Source organism: Pseudoalteromonas arabiensis (assembly GCF_001550155.1).
In the GTDB taxonomy this organism is placed as follows: Bacteria; Pseudomonadota; Gammaproteobacteria; order Enterobacterales; family Alteromonadaceae; genus Pseudoalteromonas; species Pseudoalteromonas arabiensis.
In genome coordinates this window covers 4,915-24,252 of the sequence record NZ_LRUF01000024.1, presented here as the reverse complement: position 1 = coordinate 24,252, position 19,338 = coordinate 4,915, and the positions used below count along the sequence as shown (strand labels likewise).

Below are 19,338 nucleotides of genomic sequence, written 5' to 3'. Positions count from 1 at the left end.
TTGCCTTAATTAATTCACTAAATCTTGACTCTCTACGCAATATATTGACTTTGCGCGCCAACTCATGCAGCTTAATATTTCTAATAATAAAAAATGAAATCCTATGTTTTATGTCAGTAGTCAAATAATTCGTTCGTTATTCTATTTTCTTCAACGTCAAGGACTTGAATCAGAAAAGCTAAACTCATTACTGGCAGAGCGTGCTCATTATTTAGATGACACTTGCTATCGGTTTCCTGTTTCTGACTATGAATCGTTAATGTGCTTTGCAGATACTCAGCTTAATAAAGAGCATATTGGTCTGTTATTTGGCCAATCTCTGAAGGCACAAAATTGGGGATTACTTGGTCATGTTGCACTTGTCAGTCAAAACCTTGAAAAAGCACTACAGCACGCGCAAAAGCTAAATTCTTTAGTGAGAAATATAGGCCATATTGAATTAGTACATGAAAACCAACAATGCCGACTTAGCTGGCATGCAAAAGAGACAATAAATCACTACATGGTTGATGAATTATTCAGTAGCTGGTTATCCTTTGCTAAGCATTGCTGCCAGCAAAACGCAGAGCTTGCACTCGAGAAGGTACAGCTTACAAGAAAGCCTCCTTCACCTTTGTGCATGCTAGCTTATCAAGATACTTTTAATTGCCCTATCGAGTTTAATGCTGCCATAAACTGCCTGATTTTTGATGAGAAACTTCTTAGCAGCCCTTTACTGTCTCCTAATCCAGAAATTGAGCAAATCTTACTCTCTCAAGCAGGCGACGTTAGCCCGCATACTGATCACATTAACGAATTAAATGCATTTATCGCCAGCCAATTGCCCTATATCCCAACAGTCGAACAAGCAGCACAGCTACTTGGCTTTAAAAAGCGCACCTTACAACGTTACTTAACTGACCAACAATTAAGCTTTTCAAAAATAATCGATATACAAAGGAAGCAGCACGCAAAACAAATGCTATTACAAGGTTTTTCTGTGCTTGAAGTCAGCAATAAGTTAGGGTTTTCAGAACAAAGCGCACTACAAAGAGCCTTTAAGCGCTGGTATCAAACAACACCGAAGAAGTTTTTAAACGAACATAATTTTTAAGTTGTATTATTTTTTTTTGCCCATATTACTAGGCAAGTTTATAAAAAATTGACTAACAGCAAGCGTTAATCAAACCAAGTAATTACTTTTTGCTCACTTCTTGGTTTAGGCACACAAGATTAATTAAAAATAAATTTGCCTCAACCTGTCGTTTCTGCTATTTATAGCCGCCGGCTAATGCTGGGCAATATATTAAGGATTTAGGAGAAAGTTATGCCAGACCAAAAAAGACTAGGGTTATTGGCTCAGGCCGGGTTAGAGCCGTATCAGGAACAGCCAGGTGAAGAGTATATGAATGATGCACAACGTGCTCATTTCAAAAAAATTTTAGAAGCTTGGCGTAACGATTTACGTAACGAAGTAGACCGTACTAAATCGCACATGCAAGATGAAGCTGCTAACTTTCCAGATCCAGTTGATCGCGCTGCACAAGAAGAAGAATTTTCATTAGAGCTTCGTACTCGTGACCGTGAGCGTAAACTGATCAAGAAAATTGAAAAAACAATTCAATTAATCAAAGAAGATGACTTTGGTTTCTGTGAATCATGTGGTATCGAGATTGGCATTCGTCGTTTAGAAGCACGTCCAACTGCCGATCTATGTGTTGACTGTAAAACACTTGCAGAAATAAAAGAAAAACAATCAGGACGCGGTTAATTACTTTTTAAATTAACCCATGTCTACCACAGCCGTTAATACGCAAGCGCGTATATATCGTGGCCGTTTTGCGCCATCCCCGTCTGGGCCATTACACTTTGGCTCATTAATAGCGGCTGTGGGAAGTTTTCTTGATGCGAAAGTTAATCAAGGTAAATGGTTAGTTCGCATTGAAGATATTGACACAACACGTGTTGTCCCTGGTGCTAGTGATGATATTTTACGCACATTAGAAGCTTATGGCCTGCATTGGGATGAACGTGTCACCTACCAAACAAAGCGCCTACAAGAATATCAATCCGTCTTGGATCAACTTATTGATCAAGGTTTAGTTTATGCTTGCCATTGTACTCGTAAACAAGTTAAAGCAATGGGGGGGATATACCAAGGCCAGTGTCAGTTAAAAGGTCATTCCTTCGTAAATTCGGCACTGCGATTATCCCAACAATTTGCCACTAGCCACTACAGCGATCTCATTCAGGGAAAGGTAAAAGTCGACCAAGCTTTAGCCAAAGAAGATTACCTTATCAAGCGTAGTGACGGTTTATTTGCTTATCAGCTAGTTGTTGTGGTCGATGATATTGCTCAAAAAATTAGTCATGTTGTGCGTGGTGCTGACTTATTAGAACCCACAGCACGACAACTCAGTTTATTTAAACAACTTAACCAAACAGCCCCACAATACGCTCACCTACCTTTGGCAGTTGCAAAGCCGGGCTTTAAATTATCAAAACAAAATTATGCCCCTGCGATTTCAAAAACAGCACCTAAGCCTGCGCTTTTTGATGCCTTTCGCTTTTTAGGCTTAAATCCCGAACCAGCTCTTTTGTCTGCAACGGTCGAAGAAATGCTAAAATGGGCTATTGCGGCCTACCATCTTGAATGTATTCCCAAAGTAAAAGAGATTCAAGTAAGTGAGGATCCACATTCATCTTTTAGTAAATTTCAATCCATCCCAAAATAAATTGCCAATTTTAAAGGTCGAGTAACTTAATTTTTATGCCACGCTGGTATATGATAGCGACCCAAAGTGTGCGATTCATCAGCACCTAATTATAGCGCCACATTTTATGGACATTTACTGACTCAATCTCACACCGACGAAGTGAAAAAACAAACGCTATACTTGATGAGTTGCAAAGACCATGTCGTAGGAGACAGATTATTATTTCCAAGCTTTTTCAATTTTGTCGGCAAATTATTGGCCCAAATGCCACTGACACAAACAATGCCGTGCAAGCCAGCGAATTGCCTTTGGTGATCGAACGTAGTGAACATGGGATTTCACGTAAACAATTTAGCCCAAATGCAATCAAAGTATTGTACCGCTTAAAAGAAGGTGGCTTTGATGCTTACCTTGTAGGTGGTTGTATTCGAGATATATTGTTAGGTCAACAACCAAAAGACTTTGACGTAGTAACTAACGCAACACCTGAACAGATCAAAAGACTGTTTCGAAATTGCAGACTGATAGGTCGACGCTTTCGTTTGGCGCATATTGTATTTGGTCGTGAGATTATCGAAGTAGCGACCATGCGTGGACACCACGAAGCCGACGAAGCTAAAAATCAAATTAGTCAATCAAGCGAACATGGCCAATTGCTACGTGATAATGTGTACGGGAGTATTGAAGAAGACGCCGAGCGCCGCGACTTCTCTATCAATGCCCTTTACTACTCGATTAATGATTTTTGTATTTATGATTACGCTAATGGCATTAGCGCAATTAAAGCGAAGCAAATTGAGTTAATTGGCGATCCAGAAACGCGCTACAGAGAAGATCCTGTGCGTATGCTGCGCGCTGTTCGCTTTGCCACTAAATTAGGTATGAGTATTGCGCCTGCAACCGAAAAACCTATTGCAGGCCTGGCAAATTTATTAGACCACATTCCAGCAGCGCGTTTATTTGAAGAATCACTCAAGCTATTTTTAAATGGAAAAGCTGAAGAAAACTTCATTATGCTACGCCAATATGGTTTATTTAGAGCACTATTTCCAGCACTTGATAAAATCTTAGATGCCAATCCTGATGGCCTTGAGCATGCGTTTATCCTGCAAATGTTTAAAAACACCGATAAGCGTATTAATGCAGATAAAAAAGTCACGCCAGCTTTCATTTTTGCAGCCTTGTTGTGGTTTCCATTACAGAGCATTGCTAAAAAGTTACAACAACGCGATCAACTGTCAGAGTACGATGCATTTGCACAAGCGATGAACAAAGTACTGAGTGAAAACGCGCAACATGTAGCTGTACCAAAACGCTTCACGCTAGGCGCTCGCGATATTTGGCATATTCAACAACGCCTTGATAAACGTGGTGGGCAACGCGCTTATCGACTGACTCAGCAACCACGTTTTAAAGCCGCATATGACTTCTTACTGTTACGTGTTCAAGCAGGTGAAACTGAACTTCAAGAGCTTGCTAACTGGTGGACAAACTATTTAGGGCAGGACATAAATGGCCAAAAAGAAATGGTCAAAGCACTTGGTCATCAAGGTGGTCCAAAACGTCGTCGCCGTCCACGTAAGAAAAAAACAGAGCAATGATGAATCAAGTTTACTTAGGTTTGGGTGCTAACTTAAACGCACCTCAAGAACAAATACACCGCGCCATTACTGAGTTAAAAGCACACTCAGATATCGAGTTTATAAGTGCCTCTCATGATTACGCGAGTAAACCTATGGGTCCACAAGACCAGCCTGATTATGTTAATGCTGTAGTATGCATAAAAACAGAGTTAGCCCCAGAGCAATTACTCGATTTAACACAAAGCATAGAACTTAAGCATGGTCGTGTACGAAAAGAGCAGCGTTGGGGTCCGCGAACTCTTGATATTGATATTCTTTTATTTGGCGACCAAATAATTGATACACCTCGTTTGACGGTGCCACATTATGGCTTAACTGAGCGAGAATTTGTTGTGTATCCATTATTCGAAATAGCACCAACATTGGTACTACCAAATAGCCAAACACTTGCTGATATAAAAAATACGTTGCCCTTAAACGATTTACAACAACTCCCTCAGCAGTAATTAACCAAGGCAAAGCCTCAGAGGAAATTATGTCTAAAATCACCGTTTCTACACTTAATAAAATGAAACAAGAACAACAAAAAATCACGGCATTGACAGCCTACGACGCCAGTTTTGCCAAATTGTTTCATGATAATGGCGTCGAGGTGATTTTAGTGGGTGATTCACTTGGCATGGTATTACAAGGTAACGACGATACTCTTGCCGTCACCAATACTGATATAGCCTACCACACCCGTTGTGTGCGCGCAGGCAGCCGCGACTTATTCGTTATTGCTGATTTACCGTTTATGACATACGCCAACCCAACAGATGCTTGCAACAACGCAGCTGAGCTAATGCGTGCGGGTGCAAATATGATTAAGCTTGAAGGTGGTGAATGGTTGCATGACAGCATTCGCGCCATGACTCAGCAAGGCATCCCTGTATGTGGTCACTTAGGCTTAACACCACAATCAGTGCATGTATTTGGTGGTTTTAAAATTCAAGGTCGTGAGCAATCTCAAGCAGATAAAATGGTTAGTGATGCTAAAGCACTCGAAGCTGCAGGGGCGCAATTGCTTGTTTTAGAGTGTATTCCGAGCGAACTGGCTAAGCGTATTACTGATGAGCTAAGCATTCCAACCATCGGCATAGGTGCAGGCAATAAAACTGACGGGCAAATCTTAGTAATGCACGACTTAGTAGGCATTTCAGCCGGTTACATTCCTAAGTTTTCAAAAAACTTCTTATTAGAGACGGGCACTATGCCTGCAGCTGTTCAAAAGTATTGTGAAGATGTAAAAAGTGGTGCTTTCCCAAGTACCGAACATGAGTTTAAATAAATGCAGTCAATCACCGAAATTAAATCGTTACGTAGTCAGATCAAGGCTTGGCGTCAAGCAGGCTTGAGCATTGCGCTTGTCCCGACTATGGGAAACTTGCACCAAGGCCACTTTTCATTAGTTGAAAAAGCAAAAACATTAGCTGATAAGGTTGTGGTCAGTATTTTTGTTAACCCTATGCAGTTTGGCGCTAATGAAGATCTTGATAACTACCCAAGAACACTTAGTGCGGATAAGCAAGGGTTAGCCGATTTAAATACTGATATCGTTTTCACCCCATCTGTAGAAACGATCTATCCAAATGGCTTAGGCGAACAAAGTTTTGTCGATGTGCCTGGCGTATCCATGGGCTATTGTGGAGGCTCTCGCCCTGGACACTTTAAAGGTGTGGCAACGGTTGTCACTAAATTATTTAACCTTGTTCAACCTGATTTTGCCTGTTTTGGTGAAAAAGACTTCCAACAACTGCAAGTCATAAAAACCATGACGCGTGATTTATCTATACCCGTTGAAATTATTGGCGTTCCTACATGTCGTGAAATTTCAGGCCTTGCTATGAGCTCTCGTAATGGCTATTTATCTGATGAGCAAAAAGACACTGCAAAAGCCCTGTTTGCCACGCTAAATAATACAGCAACGGCACTTAAACAAGGCAACGCAGATATCGCAACACTTGAGGTAGAAGCAAAAGCACAGCTTGAAGCAGCGGGGTTAAAACCTGACTACTATGCAATTGCCGAGCGCTCAACACTAAAAGCTGCAACAAGCGAGGATAAACAACTTGTTATTTTAGCAGCAGCCTATTTAGGTACAGTGCGTTTAATTGATAATTTGCAAGTTGAGCTGGATTAAATACGCTTAATCTGGGTAAGATGGATTTAGAAGAACACAATATACTAGGGATCAGCATGAAAAAACTACCAGCCATTACAGCGTCATTGTTTGCTTTGACGCTTTTATCAGCTTGCTCAAACAAAATTGAAAACCCAGAAATGCAACAATGCGCTCAACAGAATTACCAATGTGAAAGCAGTTGTGAACAACAAAGTACCGCAGATGGATTAGTTCACAAAGTATGTAGCAATAAATGTATTGAAGCTTACAATCAATGTAAAGCGAATGCAGAAAAGCTTGGTGATGTAAAATAACCCCCCTTACTAGACACTGGTTATTTTTATAATCAGTGTCTTACTCTTAATAGAACCCTCGATTACAATTTTCAAACCTCAATTAAGCGTCTGCTAATTTTGTTCATATTTTTGCTCACCCTTTAAGCTATTCATATTAGAGCAAGCTTTCGTTCATTAAACTTACCCGTATTAGTGATGAACTGATTAACTAACAGTGTAATTATTTCTTACTAATCCCAAAATTACTTCTTACATTAGCAGTACCAACAAAAAAAAATCATGATAAACAAGTGTTTATTTTAGGTCCGCTTTTTGCTGAGAACGTTAACGCAATTACAACAGCTCGACGTAATTATTTTAAGGCTAAAGGAAAACAGAATGAAACCAGAAACCCAGACTAAGCTCTTCAGTGCATTAAAAAAGAAGACCTACTTGGGCGTATTATTAGCCATCTGTGCAGGCAATGCATACGCTATTGAAGAACAAACTCAACCACAAGCAACCAAAGCAGAGGAAGCGGTTGTTGAGCAAAAGCCTGCGATGATTACTATTCCACAAGAAAAGCTATTTGAAGTTATCACTGCGCGTGCGAAGAAATTAGCTTCAGAGCCTTATGTTGCACCTAAAGATTTAGAACTTGAAGCTTTAACAAGTATTGGTTATCAAGATTATCGCGCAATTCGTTTTCGTACTGAACAAGCTATTTGGAAAGATGAAAGCCTTTATGAAATCCAATTATTTCACCCAGGTTTTTTATATAAATCACCTGTTGCGATCAATACCCTAGAGAAAAATGCCGAAGTTAAAAGCTTGCCATTTAAAACGGATTATTATCGCTACGACGCAACCGCAGCCCCTTTAGAGCAAGAAATCAGTAAAGCCACAGAAAATGCGCAGTTAGGCCATGCGGGTTTTCGCTTACACTTTCCTTTGAATAACAATGAGTACAAAGATGAAGTCGCGGTTTTTCAAGGCGCATCTTACTTTCGTCTAGTAGGTCCGCATCAGGTATACGGTATTTCAGCGCGAGGATTAGCGATTGATACAGCATTAAGTTCAGGCGAAGAGTTTCCCGTTTTTAGAGAGTTCTGGCTAGTTAAACCGGCACCAGAAGACACCACTATCGTACTTTATGCACTTTTGGATAGTCCTTCAGTTGCAGGTGCTTATCGCTTTGAGCTGACTCCTTCAACCAATACTGAAGTAAAAACCGAGATGCAAATTTTTGCCCGTAAAGACATTAAAAAGTTAGGTATTGCACCGCTTACAAGTATGTTTTATCACGGTGAAAACAGTACCAAGTTCTTTGATGACTACCGTCCAGAAGTTCATGATTCAGATGGCTTATTAATGCAATCAGCACAAGGTCAATGGGTATGGCGTGCACTCAATAACCCGAAAAAACTGAGTGTTACTTCATTTAGCTATGATAGTCCGAAAGGCTTTGGACTCGCGCAACGTGACCGTGATTTCAATAATTACTTAGACACAGAAGCGCACTACCACAATCGTCCTAGCATGTGGATTGAACCTATCAATGATTGGGGCAAAGGACGTGTAGAACTTGTTGAAATTCCGACAGACACCGAAACTAACGACAACATTGTTAGCTACTGGGTACCAGAGCAAGCTATGAAGGCTGGCGATAATTTAAGCTTCAGCTATAAGCTATCAACCTTCAATGCAACCCTTGCAACGCAAGATAAAGCCAGTGTGTTAAGAACCCGCATAGGTAGCGCGGCATTACCTGGTGAGAAGAATCCACCGCCAAAAAGTCATCGCCAATTTACCGTCGACTTTAGTGGCGAAAATATTAACCAATTGTCTGCAAACTTCGCACTGATGGCTGATTTAAATATTTCAGCTGGCCAAATCAGCGATAAAACAGTGCAGCAATTACCAAATAATCAAGGATGGCGCGTGGCATTTAAGGTGGCGCCTGAGGGAGATAAGCCCGTTGATATGCGCTTATCGCTAAAACTACGTGACAAAGAAATTAGCGAGGTATGGAGCTATGTCTGGTATCCAAATGACGTCCAATAGTAAAAAACTAACTGCAACTGCAATGCCGTTTAAAAAGACACGTGCTTGGCTTTTTACGTGCCTAGCACTGGCCATAACAGCCTATGGCGTGTGGATCATGTTCGATATTTTAAATTCAAACGGCATGACATTACTTGAGTATGCATTATTGGCATTATTCTCTGTAACCTTTGCGTGGATTGTTACTGCCTTTTGTAGTGGGTGTATGGGCTTTATTTTACAACTCTTACGCATTGACCCATTAACATTGAAACGTCAAAAACCAATCGACGTAAATTCTGATGCTATTACCCAAACGAAAACAGCCATTGTTATGCCTGTTTATAATGAAGATACAGAGCGTGTTATTGCAGGCTTTGAAGTGAGCCTTCGCTCGCTTGAAAAAACAGGACAAATGCCGCATTTCGATTTTTATTTACTCAGCGATACGCAAGATCCAGACATTGCCCGCAATGAGCTAAAAGCATGGAATGCATTTACAGCACGCTTGGGTGATTTAGCGAAACACACTTTTTATCGTCGCCGTGAAGATAACAAGCATCGTAAAGTAGGTAACTTAACTGACTTTTGTGAGCGTTGGGGTAGCCAATACGAACATATGATAGTACTTGATGCTGACAGCATCATGACGGGTCAATGTATGCTTGAGCTAACATCAAGCATGATCAATAACCCTAATACTGGCCTTATCCAAACGATTCCGATTCCAGTTCGCCAAGATACTTTTTTCGGTCGTTTTTTACAATTTGCATCAATCTTATATAGTCCAATGCTAGCGACGGGGTCTGCTTTTTGGCAAACAAATCAAGCTAATTACTGGGGACATAATGCGATTATTCGCGTTGAAGCCTTTACGCAGTGTTGTGGCCTTCCAGTATTAAAAGGTAACGCGCCTTTTGGCGGTGAGATTTTAAGCCATGACTTTGTGGAAGCATCCCTGTTACACCGCAGTGGCTGGGATGTGCTATTACTGAGCGACGTTGAAGGTAGTTACGAAGAAGTACCCAGTAATATTTTAGACTACGCAATTCGTGATAGACGCTGGGTACAAGGTAATATTCAGCACTTAGGCCTACTCCCTAAATCGGGCTTGAAGCTGATGAGTAAAATGCATTTTTTATTTGGTGCTACGGCCTATATTTCATCGTTAATTTGGCTTTCAATGTTGGCATTAAGCACCTTAGATGCGGTAACACGTGCTGTAAACAGTGATGTGTATTTCAACCATGCGTACCAGCTTTTCCCAACATGGCAAATAGCAAAAACTGAATTAATCGACTCATTATTATTCATCACAATTGGTTTGCTGTTACTGCCGAAGCTACTGGGTATCATTGTCACACTCGTACACCGCAATAAAGCATTTGGTGGCACGATGAAACTCATTGCTGGCGCACTCATTGAAACTGTATTTGCCATTATCATTGCGCCACTTATGATGGTGTTTCATAGCTACTTTGTAGTGTGTGTATTTCTTGGCAAAAAAGTGAGCTGGGATGCGCAACCACGCGAGGGACGCATGGTTCCGTGGAAAGAAGCCATTGGCTATACATTATTCTCTACGATTACGGCGTTTATTTGGGGTGGTGTTGCGTATTACTACACACCAACTTTCTTTTGGTGGTTATCGCCGATTTTAGTCGGTCTAATTTTAGCTGCACCAATTGTTCGATACTCAAGCAGTATTGGTCTTGGTGTTAAAATGCGCAAAATGGGTATTTTCCTTTGCCCTAGCGAGGTAATTGATGATGATACTCTCGCAGCACTGCGTGTTCATCAGCAAGAGATTGCCATACCTGAGGACTCACAGGCAAGTTTTGATGTGCCAGCTTTACCTGACGAGTCACCAACGATCATGCCTATTCAAAGCTTTAAAGCACCTTCAGGGAAAAAGCGTAAGCAAGTTCGCCGTGCACAACAGCGGCTAAAAGCAAAACTACTTGCTAAGCTCTAAACTATAGACGAAAAAAAACCGCTCAAACTGAGCGGTTTTTTACTATGTCTGTTGGTTGTTACAGAAGGCCTAGCTTTTTAAGTTCAGCCATTGCCATTTTGCCTGAAAGTGGCACATAACCATCTTTCTCAACAATTTTTTGACCATCTACAGAAAGAACCATTTTTAAGAACTCTGCATCAATGGGTGCAAGTGGCTTGTTAGGGTGCTTGTTCACATAAACATACAAGAAACGAGATAATGGGTATTTACCAGTAGCAACGTTTTCCAGGGTTGCATCAACAAAGTTAGACCCTTTTTTCGCCAGTGGTACTGTACGTACACCTGATGTTTTATAACCGATACCTGAGTAACCAATCGCGTTTAGTGACGATGAAATTGATTGTACTACAGAGGCAGAACCTGGTTGCTCATTTACATTGTTACGGAAATCACCTTTACACAGTGCTTTCTTTTTAAAGTAACCGTAAGTACCTGATACTGAGTTACGACCATAAAGCTGGATGTCTTTAGCAGCCCAGTCACCCGTTAAACCTACATCACTCCAACGATTTGCTTGTGTATCAGCACCACATTTACGAGTAGAAGAGAAAATCGCATCAACTTGGTCAATACGTAAACCTTCAATAGGGTTATCTTTGTGTACAAAAACAGCAAGGGCATCGATTGCTACGCGTACTTCAGTAGGCTTATAACCGTAACGCTTTTCGAATGCTTCAATTTCTTTTGACTTCATACGACGGCTCATTGGGCCAAAGTTTGCTGTACCTTCAGTCAATGCTGGAGGCGCAGTTGAAGAACCCGCAGCCTGAATTTGAATGTTTACGTTTGGGTAGAAGCGCTTGTACTCTTCAGCCCAGAACGTCATCATGTTTGCAAGTGTGTCAGAGCCTACAGATGAGAAGTTACCCGAAATACCACTTGTCTTAGTGTATTCAGGCATATCTTTATCAACTGCAGCTGCTTGAGCTGATACAAATGTTGTTACAGCCACACCCATTGCGGCAACGAGGTTTTTGAATTTCATAGGGGTTACTCCGATTTGTTCGTCCCATTTCCTAACTGCCACCTACTTTAATTACACAAGATGACAGTTAGATTACCCTAAAATGACACTTTTATGACTTTGAATTATTTTCTGAAGAGCCTAGCAAACGAACAACTTTATCGCTGCCAAATGCAAACGAAAACGTTGAACCTTCACCGAGTTTACTTTTAATATCTAGGTGACTATCGTGACGTGTAAGCACGTGTTTTGTAATGGCTAAACCTAAGCCTGAGCCACCAGTTGTACGACTACGCGCCTTATCAACACGATAAAACCGTTCGGTTAAACGATTAATGTGTTCACTGGCAATACCATCACCATTATCCGTCACACTAAACGCAGCCAGATTATTTTTAAGCTGCCAATTAACCACTATTTTTCCACCAGGCTTGGTATAGTGGATAGCATTAAAAACTAAGTTTGAGAATGCGCTGCGTAACTCATCCTCAGCACCTTTAATATCCAAGGTTTCATCCACATTAAATATGAGCTCATGGCCTTTGTCTTGATTAAGTGACTTAGCTTCGGTTTGAATATAGGTAAGTAACTGCGGCACATTCACAGGCTTGTCGTTATCTTGACGACGCGCCCCTTCAATACGCGACAGTGAAAGTAATTGATTGACCAAACTATCCATACGCTTACATTGTTCAAGCATGGTTGTTTGTGCTTTTTCCCACATAGCCGGTGGCGGTAATGTGTCAGCATCAAGCATCTCCAAATAACCAGTCACAACGGTGAGTGGTGTACGCAGTTCGTGAGACACATTAGCCACAAAATCTTTACGCATCTGCTCAAGTTGCTTTAAGCGAGTAACATCACGTACCACCATCATCAGCTGTGAACTTGCATAGGGCATAACACGAAACTCTAGCGTTTGATCATAGCTATGGCCACCATCCAGTTCGAGCGGTTCATCAAAACACGCTTTATGCATGTACTTTGCAAATTTAGGATCGCGAATAAGATTATCTAAACGTTGTCCGTGATCGGTTGGCCACTGTAAACCTAATACCTTAAGTGCCAATTGATTACACCAGATAATGCTAAGATCTTTTTGTAACACCACCACCGCATCTGGAACGGCTTCTGCCCCGTCACGAAAACGACGAATTAAATCAGCCAGCTCATTACGTTTTTTACGATTTCGATGTTGTAAATGATAGATCCCCTCAAAGACCTGCTCCCACGCTCCCTCCCCTTCAGGTGGGTTAAAACTACGTTGATTTAGGAGCCAATCGCTAAGGCGATATAATTGATGATAGTGCCAAATTAGTAGTGCAAAAGAGCCTAAAAATAAAAGCAAAAAAGGCGCACCAACGAGTACGCCAACTAATAACAAGGGTAAGAAATACATAAACAGGCGTTTTGCTAACGCCTGTTTATTGACTACTCGATACATACACTCACTTAACCTTAAGTATGTAAATTAGCTAACTGTTGTCGGCTAAGGCACTTATAATTTACTAGAAAAACGATAGCCTGCACCGCGAACGGTTTGCACCAAACGGTCATGTCCAAGTGGTGCAATCGCTTTGCGTAAACGACGAATGTGCACATCAACAGTACGGTCCTCTACATATACATTTGTTCCCCATACATGATCAAGTAATTGCTCACGGCTGTAAACACGTTCTGGATGAGTCATAAAAAAGTGAAGTAATCTAAACTCAGTCGGACCCATATCTAATTCACTCCCTTCTGATGTAACGCGGTGTGAAATAGGGTCAAGACGTAAACCATGCACTTCAATGGCTTCTTCTAAAGAAGTAGGAGACACTCGGCGAATAACCGCTTTGATACGCGCCATGAGCTCTTTCGGAGAAAATGGTTTAGTTACATAATCGTCAGCACCAACTTCAAGACCACGCACTTTATCTTCTTCTTCTCCGCGTGCTGTCAGCATAATAATAGGGATTTGACGCGTATATTCGTTTTGCTTGAATTTTTTAGCAATTTGAATACCACTCCCACCTGGTAACATCCAATCTAATAAAACCATATCGGGGTATGGCTCTACCATCGCTTCAATGGCAGAGTCGTAATCTTCTGCTTCAATTGCTTGAAAACCATTTTGCTCTAAAACAAAAACCAGCATCTCTCTGATAGGTGCTTCGTCATCGACGACTAGTACTTTACGTGACATTCCAATTTATCTCTTTCGTTAGCGAACTGGTTTCATTATTATGACTAAGTATGACATTTTTATGAAAGTCTAACGAGTAATTCAAAAAGTACCAAAAAATCAAAGTATAAATCTGTATTTTTTAACTTTAAATGAGCTTGAATAACTAAAAGTCATACCTCAAGGTAACAGCTAGATGGTCTTGATCGGCGTTATTATCTAGTGAGAATTGCGTATACCACATGTACATCCTTGCCTGTTTTGACAAACTTCGTTCAATACCAATAGACGTACCGGTGCCTGAATCTTTTAACTTACCAAACTCGCCTTCCGCATCTTGATATTGCGCTAATAACTTATATTTATTTAGCTTATAAGAGGCGCTAAATAGAAAGCCGTCTTCACTATCGGAGTCTGATATTTTTTCACTTTGTTGGTACATTCCACCTAACGTGAAATCACCTAACTTACCTTGTGCAGTAAACCGTGTGGTGTCATAACCTGCCACTTTGCTGTCGTGGGCTACACTAACGAAAAAAGGTGTCTCTTTAAATTTACTGTCGCCATACATGAATGCTGCTGATACGCCCGTTTCATCTTTTTGCTTTGAGTTATCTTCGGCAATATAGGTGACCACAAATTGCATATTGCCAACAACAGGCGAGTTGTAATGAAGTACATCTCCAAGACGGTTTTCACCATTAAAAAGAGCTTTTACATCACCGTTAAAATCATTCATTAGATCGATTTTTCCCTGTGATACTTTTAGCGCGGTATCGTGACGCCCTGCGACTATTTGCCCATAACGCCCTTGCAAGCCGACATACTGATTACGTGCTGTAATATTTTCTTCTGTTTTGCCATCACTATCTTGATCAGCGGCATTTACAGCAAACTCAAACTTATAGATAGCTTTAAAACCATCACTAATATCACCGCTTCCTTTAATTCCTATGCGAGAGCTGTAACTCTCAACGGAAGTGTCACTCCCCTCCCCTGTGTCACTATTTGCAATGCCTAAATGGGCTCGGCCATAAATATCAATCGCCTCAGCTGCACTATCAAAAGAAAATAAGCATAGAGCAAAGCTCGACAACATAATGACTGGTTTGTTCATAGGACGATCCTTAATTTAAGCAGTAACTTAAAAATCGAACATAAACTGTTATTGGTCAAGATATAAGCAAATATTTAATATAAATATTTCAGATCACTGATCTACTAACTGAAACAGATCAGGATCAGGTTTTTACTAAGTTGATCAGTTTCAGATCAATTTTATACTTACATATCAGGCTAACTTATTGATTTAATGTTAAGGCTCTTAGTATTTCGTTTAAAAGCTGAGCAAAGAACAGGCTGAGATCAGTATTGAACTAGTAAAATAATGATCTGTGTAGTTTAAGGTTAGTAAAACGCTGATCCTAACAAACTTGAGTAAGTAAATCGCTGATCCAATTTGATCTAGACAATAAAAAACCGGCATAGAAGCCGGCTTTATTCATTTAGTATCAATTACTTAATTTTTGGATCAAGCTCACCAGATAAATACTTAAGGTGCATATCATCTAAAGAAATAGCTTTGATCTTACTTGCTTGTCCCGCGGTACCGAATGACTCATAACGCGCTACACAGATCTCTGTCATAGCTTTGGTTGCTTCAGCTAAGTATTTACGTGGATCAAAGTTAGCAGGATTTAAAGCTAAGTGACGACGAATCGCCCCTGTTGATGCTAAACGAAGATCGGTATCAATATTAACTTTACGAACACCGTATTTAATCCCTTCGATGATCTGCTCTACTGGTACGCCATAAGTTTCAGGAATTTCGCCACCGTATTGGTTAATAACTTCTAACCACTCTTGTGGCACTGAAGACGATCCATGCATTACTAAGTGAGTATTTGGGATACGCGCGTGAATTTCTTTAATACGATCAATCGCTAAAATATCGTCTGTAGGCGGACGAGTGAATTTATACGCACCATGTGATGTACCACATGCAATAGCAAGTGCATCTACATGTGTTTTACGAACGAAGTCAGCCGCTTCTTCAGGATCAGTTAGCATTTGCTCTGTAGAAAGTTTACCTTCTGCACCTACGCCATCTTCTTCACCTGCTTCACCTGTTTCAAGTGAGCCTAAAACACCTAGCTCGCCTTCTACAGACACACCGCAAGCATGTGCCATTTCAACTGTTTGACGCGTTACATCAACGTTGTATTCGTAGCTTGAAGGTGTTTTACCATCAGACATTAATGAGCCATCCATCATCACTGATGAAAAACCTAACTGGATTGAGCGCTGACACACACCTGGTGAAGTACCGTGATCTTGGTGCATTACAACTGGAATATGAGGCCATTCTTCAACGGCTGCTAAAATCATATGACGAATGAAAGGGGCACCGGCATAAGCACGTGCGCCAGCAGAACCTTGTACAATTACTGGGCTGTTTGTTTTATCAGCCGCTTCCATAATTGCACGCATTTGCTCTTGGTTGTTAACGTTAAACGCAGGAACGCCGTAACCATTTTCAGCTGCATGATCAAGAAGTTGTCGCATACTGATTAAAGCCATTTGGGATTCTCCAAATTGTATCGACAGTAGTTTCCTACTATCTAGTTTGAACGGATATGTTAGTTTTTGATGCATCACTGCATCACGAAAAGCCACAGCATTTACTATCGCTGACCGTTATAGCTGAAAATAAAATGAAGGTGAGAGGTATTTTATTAACAGCTAACCAGCATAACCAGACGACTGATTATGCTGGCTTCGCACTAATTACTTAGCACGTTCTTCAAGCATAGCAACCGCTGGCAGCTTTTTCCCTTCTAAAAACTCAAGGAATGCACCACCACCAGTTGAAATATAAGATACTTTATCGGCAATGCCGTATTTATCAATTGCCGCAAGCGTATCACCGCCACCCGCAATTGAGAACGCATTTGAATTCGCAATCGCATCCGCAATAGCACGAGTGCCGTTACCAAACTGATCAAATTCAAATACACCAACAGGGCCATTCCACACAACAGTGCCAGCTTTAGCAATAATATCTGCAAGCTGCTTTGCTGTATCAGGACCAATATCGAAGATCATATCTTCGTCTGTTACTTCATTAACATCTTTTAATGTTGCAACCGCTGACTCTGAGAACTCATTACCAACAACAACATCGGTTGGTACCGGAATTTCACCGTTATTTGCTTTTGCCGCTGCACTTAATTTGTTTGCTTCATCAATTAAATCAGCTTCAAATAAAGATTTACCTACAGGGTGACCCGCTGCCGCAATAAAGGTATTCGCGATACCGCCACCCGTTACAAGCTGGTCAACGACTGTAGATAATGAATCAAGTACAGTTAACTTAGTCGATACTTTAGAACCACCTACAATCGCCACTAAAGGACGCGCAGGGTTATCAAGCGCTTTGCCTAGTGCGTCTAGCTCTGCCGCAAGTAGTGGACCTGCACAGGCAACATCAGCAAATAAACCCACACCGTGAGTAGATGCTTGCGCACGGTGAGCCGTACCAAATGCATCCATTACGTATACATCACATAATGCAGCGAGCTTTTTAGACAGTGCTTCGTCATTTTTCTTTTCGCCAACGTTAAAACGCACGTTTTCGAAAACCACCACTTCATTATCAGCAACGTCTACGCCTTCTAAGTAGTCTTTTTCAAGACGCACAGTTTGCTCAAGAGCATCATTTAAATAATTAACGACTGGGGCAAGTGAAAATGCTTCATCATATTCCCCTTCCGTAGGGCGGCCAAGGTGTGACATCACCATTACTTTAGCGCCTTTTTCTAACGCTAATTTGATAGTAGGTAATGCTGCACGAATACGTGCATCAGAGGTCACTTTACCTTCTTTAACAGGCACATTTAAATCTTCACGAATTAACACGCGTTTGCCGTTTAAATCTAAATCTGCCATTTTAATGACCGACATGGACTTCTCCTTAGTTAACGATACTAATATTATATTTATAAATTATTGACTTATAGCCACCATCGCACGCGCAGTATCGAGCATACGATTTGCAAAACCCCATTCATTATCGCACCACACCAACAACTTTATCAGTCGTTTATGACTAACACGTGTCTGTGTGCCGTCTATGATACAAGAATGTGGGTCATGATTAAAATCTACCGACACCAAAGGCTCTTCAGTGTAACTTAAAATACCATCAAGACGGTCTTTAGCTGCCAGTTTAAGTGCTTGATTAACCGCCGCTAAATCGACATCAGAATTAACGGTAACACTCAAATCCATGGCCGTCACATTGATCGTAGGCACACGCACTGCAATGGCTTCAAAGCGACTATGAAACTTAGGTAGTATACGCTCAATACCGCGAGCAAGTTTCGTATCTACCGGAATAATGGACTGGCTAGCTGCGCGTGTACGACGTAAATCATGATGATATGCATCAATCACTTGTTGGTCATGCATCGACGCATGAATGGTCGTAATTGCCCCAGATTCAATTGAAAATGCGTCATCTAATACTTTGATAACTGGCACAATACAGTTAGTTGTGCATGAGCCATTAGAAACGATTGTGTGCTCTGCTTTTAATTCATCGTCATTAATACCATATACTATGGTGGCATCAACATCGGCATCAGCTGGCTGCGAAAATAATACTTTTTTTGCACCGGCATTTAAGTGTAGCTCAGCATGCTCTCGTGAGTGATATACTCCTGTGCATTCAAGCACTACATCAATGCCAAGGGTTTGCCAAGGCAACTCAGCGGGGTTTTCTTCAGCAAACAGTGCTATAGAATCATTAGCGACTGTTAGCGTATCTTCACCTAGATTAACAGGAAATGAAAAACGACCATGAGATGTATCGTATTTAAGGAGATGGGCAATGCCCTTTGGGTCGGCTAGTTCATTAATAGCGACAATTTTAATCTGATCTTCAAGCCCTGATTCGTACAAAGCACGGACGATGTTGCGCCCAATCCGACCAAAACCGTTAATTGCAAGTTTGATTGCCATGAAGAAGAAAATCCACTCTAGTTGCTTGCAGATAAAGGCAGCTGCCTTTTAGATGGCGGTATTGTAATCGACCTGACACATTTTTATAAGAGGTCAGGTGAAATAAAAATTGCTTAGCGTGTTTTAGATGGCGCAGTTTTGGTAATCGACCTGACACATTTTTATAAGAGGTCAGGTGAAATAAAAATTGCTTAGCGTGTTTTAGATGACGCAGTTTTGGTAATCGACCTGACACATTTTTATAAGAGGTCAGGTGAAATAAAAATTGCTTAGCATGTTTTAGATGGCGCAGTTTTGGTAATCGACCTGACACATTTTTATAAGAGGTCAGGTGAAATAAAAATTGCTTGGCATGTTTTAGATGGCGCAGTTTTGGTAATCGACCTGACACATTTTTATAAGAGGTC

The 19,338-nt window shown here is 41.0% G+C and carries 18 protein-coding genes; 10 read left to right on the top strand and 8 right to left on the bottom strand.

Going from position 1 to position 19,338, the window contains the following annotated elements:
* Window positions 1–103: 103 nt before the first annotated feature.
* The 10 genes from PAARA_RS13340 to mdoH all read left to right on the top strand — a co-directional run bounded on the left by PAARA_RS13340 (window position 104) and on the right by mdoH (window position 10,736).
* A complete protein-coding gene (locus tag PAARA_RS13340; protein WP_062569523.1) occupies window positions 104–1,093 on the top strand; it encodes an AraC family transcriptional regulator in 990 nt (329 codons plus the stop codon).
* Window positions 1,094–1,306: 213 nt separating this feature from the next.
* On the top strand, window positions 1,307–1,750 hold the full coding sequence (gene dksA, locus PAARA_RS13335) for an RNA polymerase-binding protein DksA (RefSeq protein WP_062569522.1): 444 nt from the start codon (window positions 1,307–1,309) through the stop codon (window positions 1,748–1,750).
* A gap of 19 nt (window positions 1,751–1,769) precedes the next feature.
* Entirely contained in the window at window positions 1,770–2,714 is a 945-nt protein-coding gene (gene gluQRS / locus PAARA_RS13330) for a tRNA glutamyl-Q(34) synthetase GluQRS (protein WP_062569521.1), read from the top strand.
* 233 nt (window positions 2,715–2,947) lie between these two features.
* On the top strand, window positions 2,948–4,297 hold the full coding sequence (gene pcnB / locus PAARA_RS13325; RefSeq protein ID WP_405128731.1) for a polynucleotide adenylyltransferase PcnB: 1,350 nt from the start codon (window positions 2,948–2,950) through the stop codon (window positions 4,295–4,297).
* Window positions 4,297–4,785, top strand: a complete 489-nt coding sequence (gene folK / locus PAARA_RS13320; RefSeq protein WP_062569520.1) for a 2-amino-4-hydroxy-6-hydroxymethyldihydropteridine diphosphokinase — start codon at window positions 4,297–4,299, stop codon at window positions 4,783–4,785. Before pcnB ends, folK begins: the two co-directional genes overlap by 1 nt.
* A 29-nt stretch (window positions 4,786–4,814) precedes the next feature.
* Window positions 4,815–5,609 (top strand): 3-methyl-2-oxobutanoate hydroxymethyltransferase, encoded by a 795-nt coding sequence (panB, locus tag PAARA_RS13315; protein WP_062569519.1) that lies wholly within the window; start codon window positions 4,815–4,817, stop codon window positions 5,607–5,609.
* Window positions 5,610–6,461: a pantoate--beta-alanine ligase gene (gene panC / locus PAARA_RS13310; RefSeq protein WP_062569518.1), complete on the top strand. Its 852-nt coding sequence runs from the start codon at window positions 5,610–5,612 to the stop codon at window positions 6,459–6,461.
* 56 nt (window positions 6,462–6,517) lie between these two features.
* Complete coding sequence (locus tag PAARA_RS13305; protein ID WP_062569517.1) at window positions 6,518–6,757, top strand: hypothetical protein; 240 nt, start codon at window positions 6,518–6,520, stop codon at window positions 6,755–6,757.
* 360 nt (window positions 6,758–7,117) lie between these two features.
* Complete coding sequence (locus PAARA_RS13300; RefSeq protein WP_083515320.1) at window positions 7,118–8,782, top strand: OpgD/OpgG family glucan biosynthesis protein; 1,665 nt, start codon at window positions 7,118–7,120, stop codon at window positions 8,780–8,782.
* Window positions 8,754–10,736, top strand: coding sequence for a glucans biosynthesis glucosyltransferase MdoH (mdoH, locus tag PAARA_RS13295; RefSeq protein ID WP_062569516.1), 1,983 nt, complete (start codon window positions 8,754–8,756; stop codon window positions 10,734–10,736). The genes PAARA_RS13300 and mdoH overlap by 29 nt, the downstream gene beginning before the upstream one ends.
* A gap of 58 nt (window positions 10,737–10,794) precedes the next feature.
* Here mdoH and PAARA_RS13290 read toward each other — a convergent pair whose 3' ends face one another.
* The 8 genes from PAARA_RS13290 to PAARA_RS20675 form a co-directional block, all read right to left on the bottom strand.
* Window positions 10,795–11,763 carry a PstS family phosphate ABC transporter substrate-binding protein gene (locus PAARA_RS13290; RefSeq protein WP_062569515.1) on the bottom strand — a complete coding sequence of 323 codons (969 nt, stop codon included), beginning with the start codon at window positions 11,761–11,763 and terminating at the stop codon, window positions 10,795–10,797.
* Window positions 11,764–11,854: 91 nt separating this feature from the next.
* Window positions 11,855–13,186, bottom strand: coding sequence for a phosphate regulon sensor histidine kinase PhoR (gene phoR, locus PAARA_RS13285; protein WP_062569514.1), 1,332 nt, complete (start codon window positions 13,184–13,186; stop codon window positions 11,855–11,857).
* 54 nt (window positions 13,187–13,240) lie between these two features.
* Window positions 13,241–13,930, bottom strand: coding sequence for a phosphate regulon transcriptional regulator PhoB (gene phoB, locus PAARA_RS13280; protein WP_054551169.1), 690 nt, complete (start codon window positions 13,928–13,930; stop codon window positions 13,241–13,243).
* A gap of 145 nt (window positions 13,931–14,075) precedes the next feature.
* Window positions 14,076–15,026, bottom strand: a complete 951-nt coding sequence (locus PAARA_RS13275) for a porin (protein ID WP_062569513.1) — start codon at window positions 15,024–15,026, stop codon at window positions 14,076–14,078.
* A gap of 398 nt (window positions 15,027–15,424) precedes the next feature.
* A complete protein-coding gene (gene fba, locus PAARA_RS13270; RefSeq protein ID WP_062569512.1) occupies window positions 15,425–16,489 on the bottom strand; it encodes a class II fructose-bisphosphate aldolase in 1,065 nt (354 codons plus the stop codon).
* Window positions 16,490–16,696: 207 nt separating this feature from the next.
* Window positions 16,697–17,872: a phosphoglycerate kinase gene (locus PAARA_RS13265; RefSeq protein WP_062569511.1), complete on the bottom strand. Its 1,176-nt coding sequence runs from the start codon at window positions 17,870–17,872 to the stop codon at window positions 16,697–16,699.
* 42 nt (window positions 17,873–17,914) lie between these two features.
* Window positions 17,915–18,931, bottom strand: coding sequence for an erythrose-4-phosphate dehydrogenase (epd, locus tag PAARA_RS13260; protein ID WP_062569510.1), 1,017 nt, complete (start codon window positions 18,929–18,931; stop codon window positions 17,915–17,917).
* A partial coding sequence (locus PAARA_RS20675) for a hypothetical protein (protein WP_209438187.1) occupies window positions 18,909–19,338 on the bottom strand: 430 nt, incomplete at its 5' end. The genes epd and PAARA_RS20675, both read right to left, overlap by 23 nt.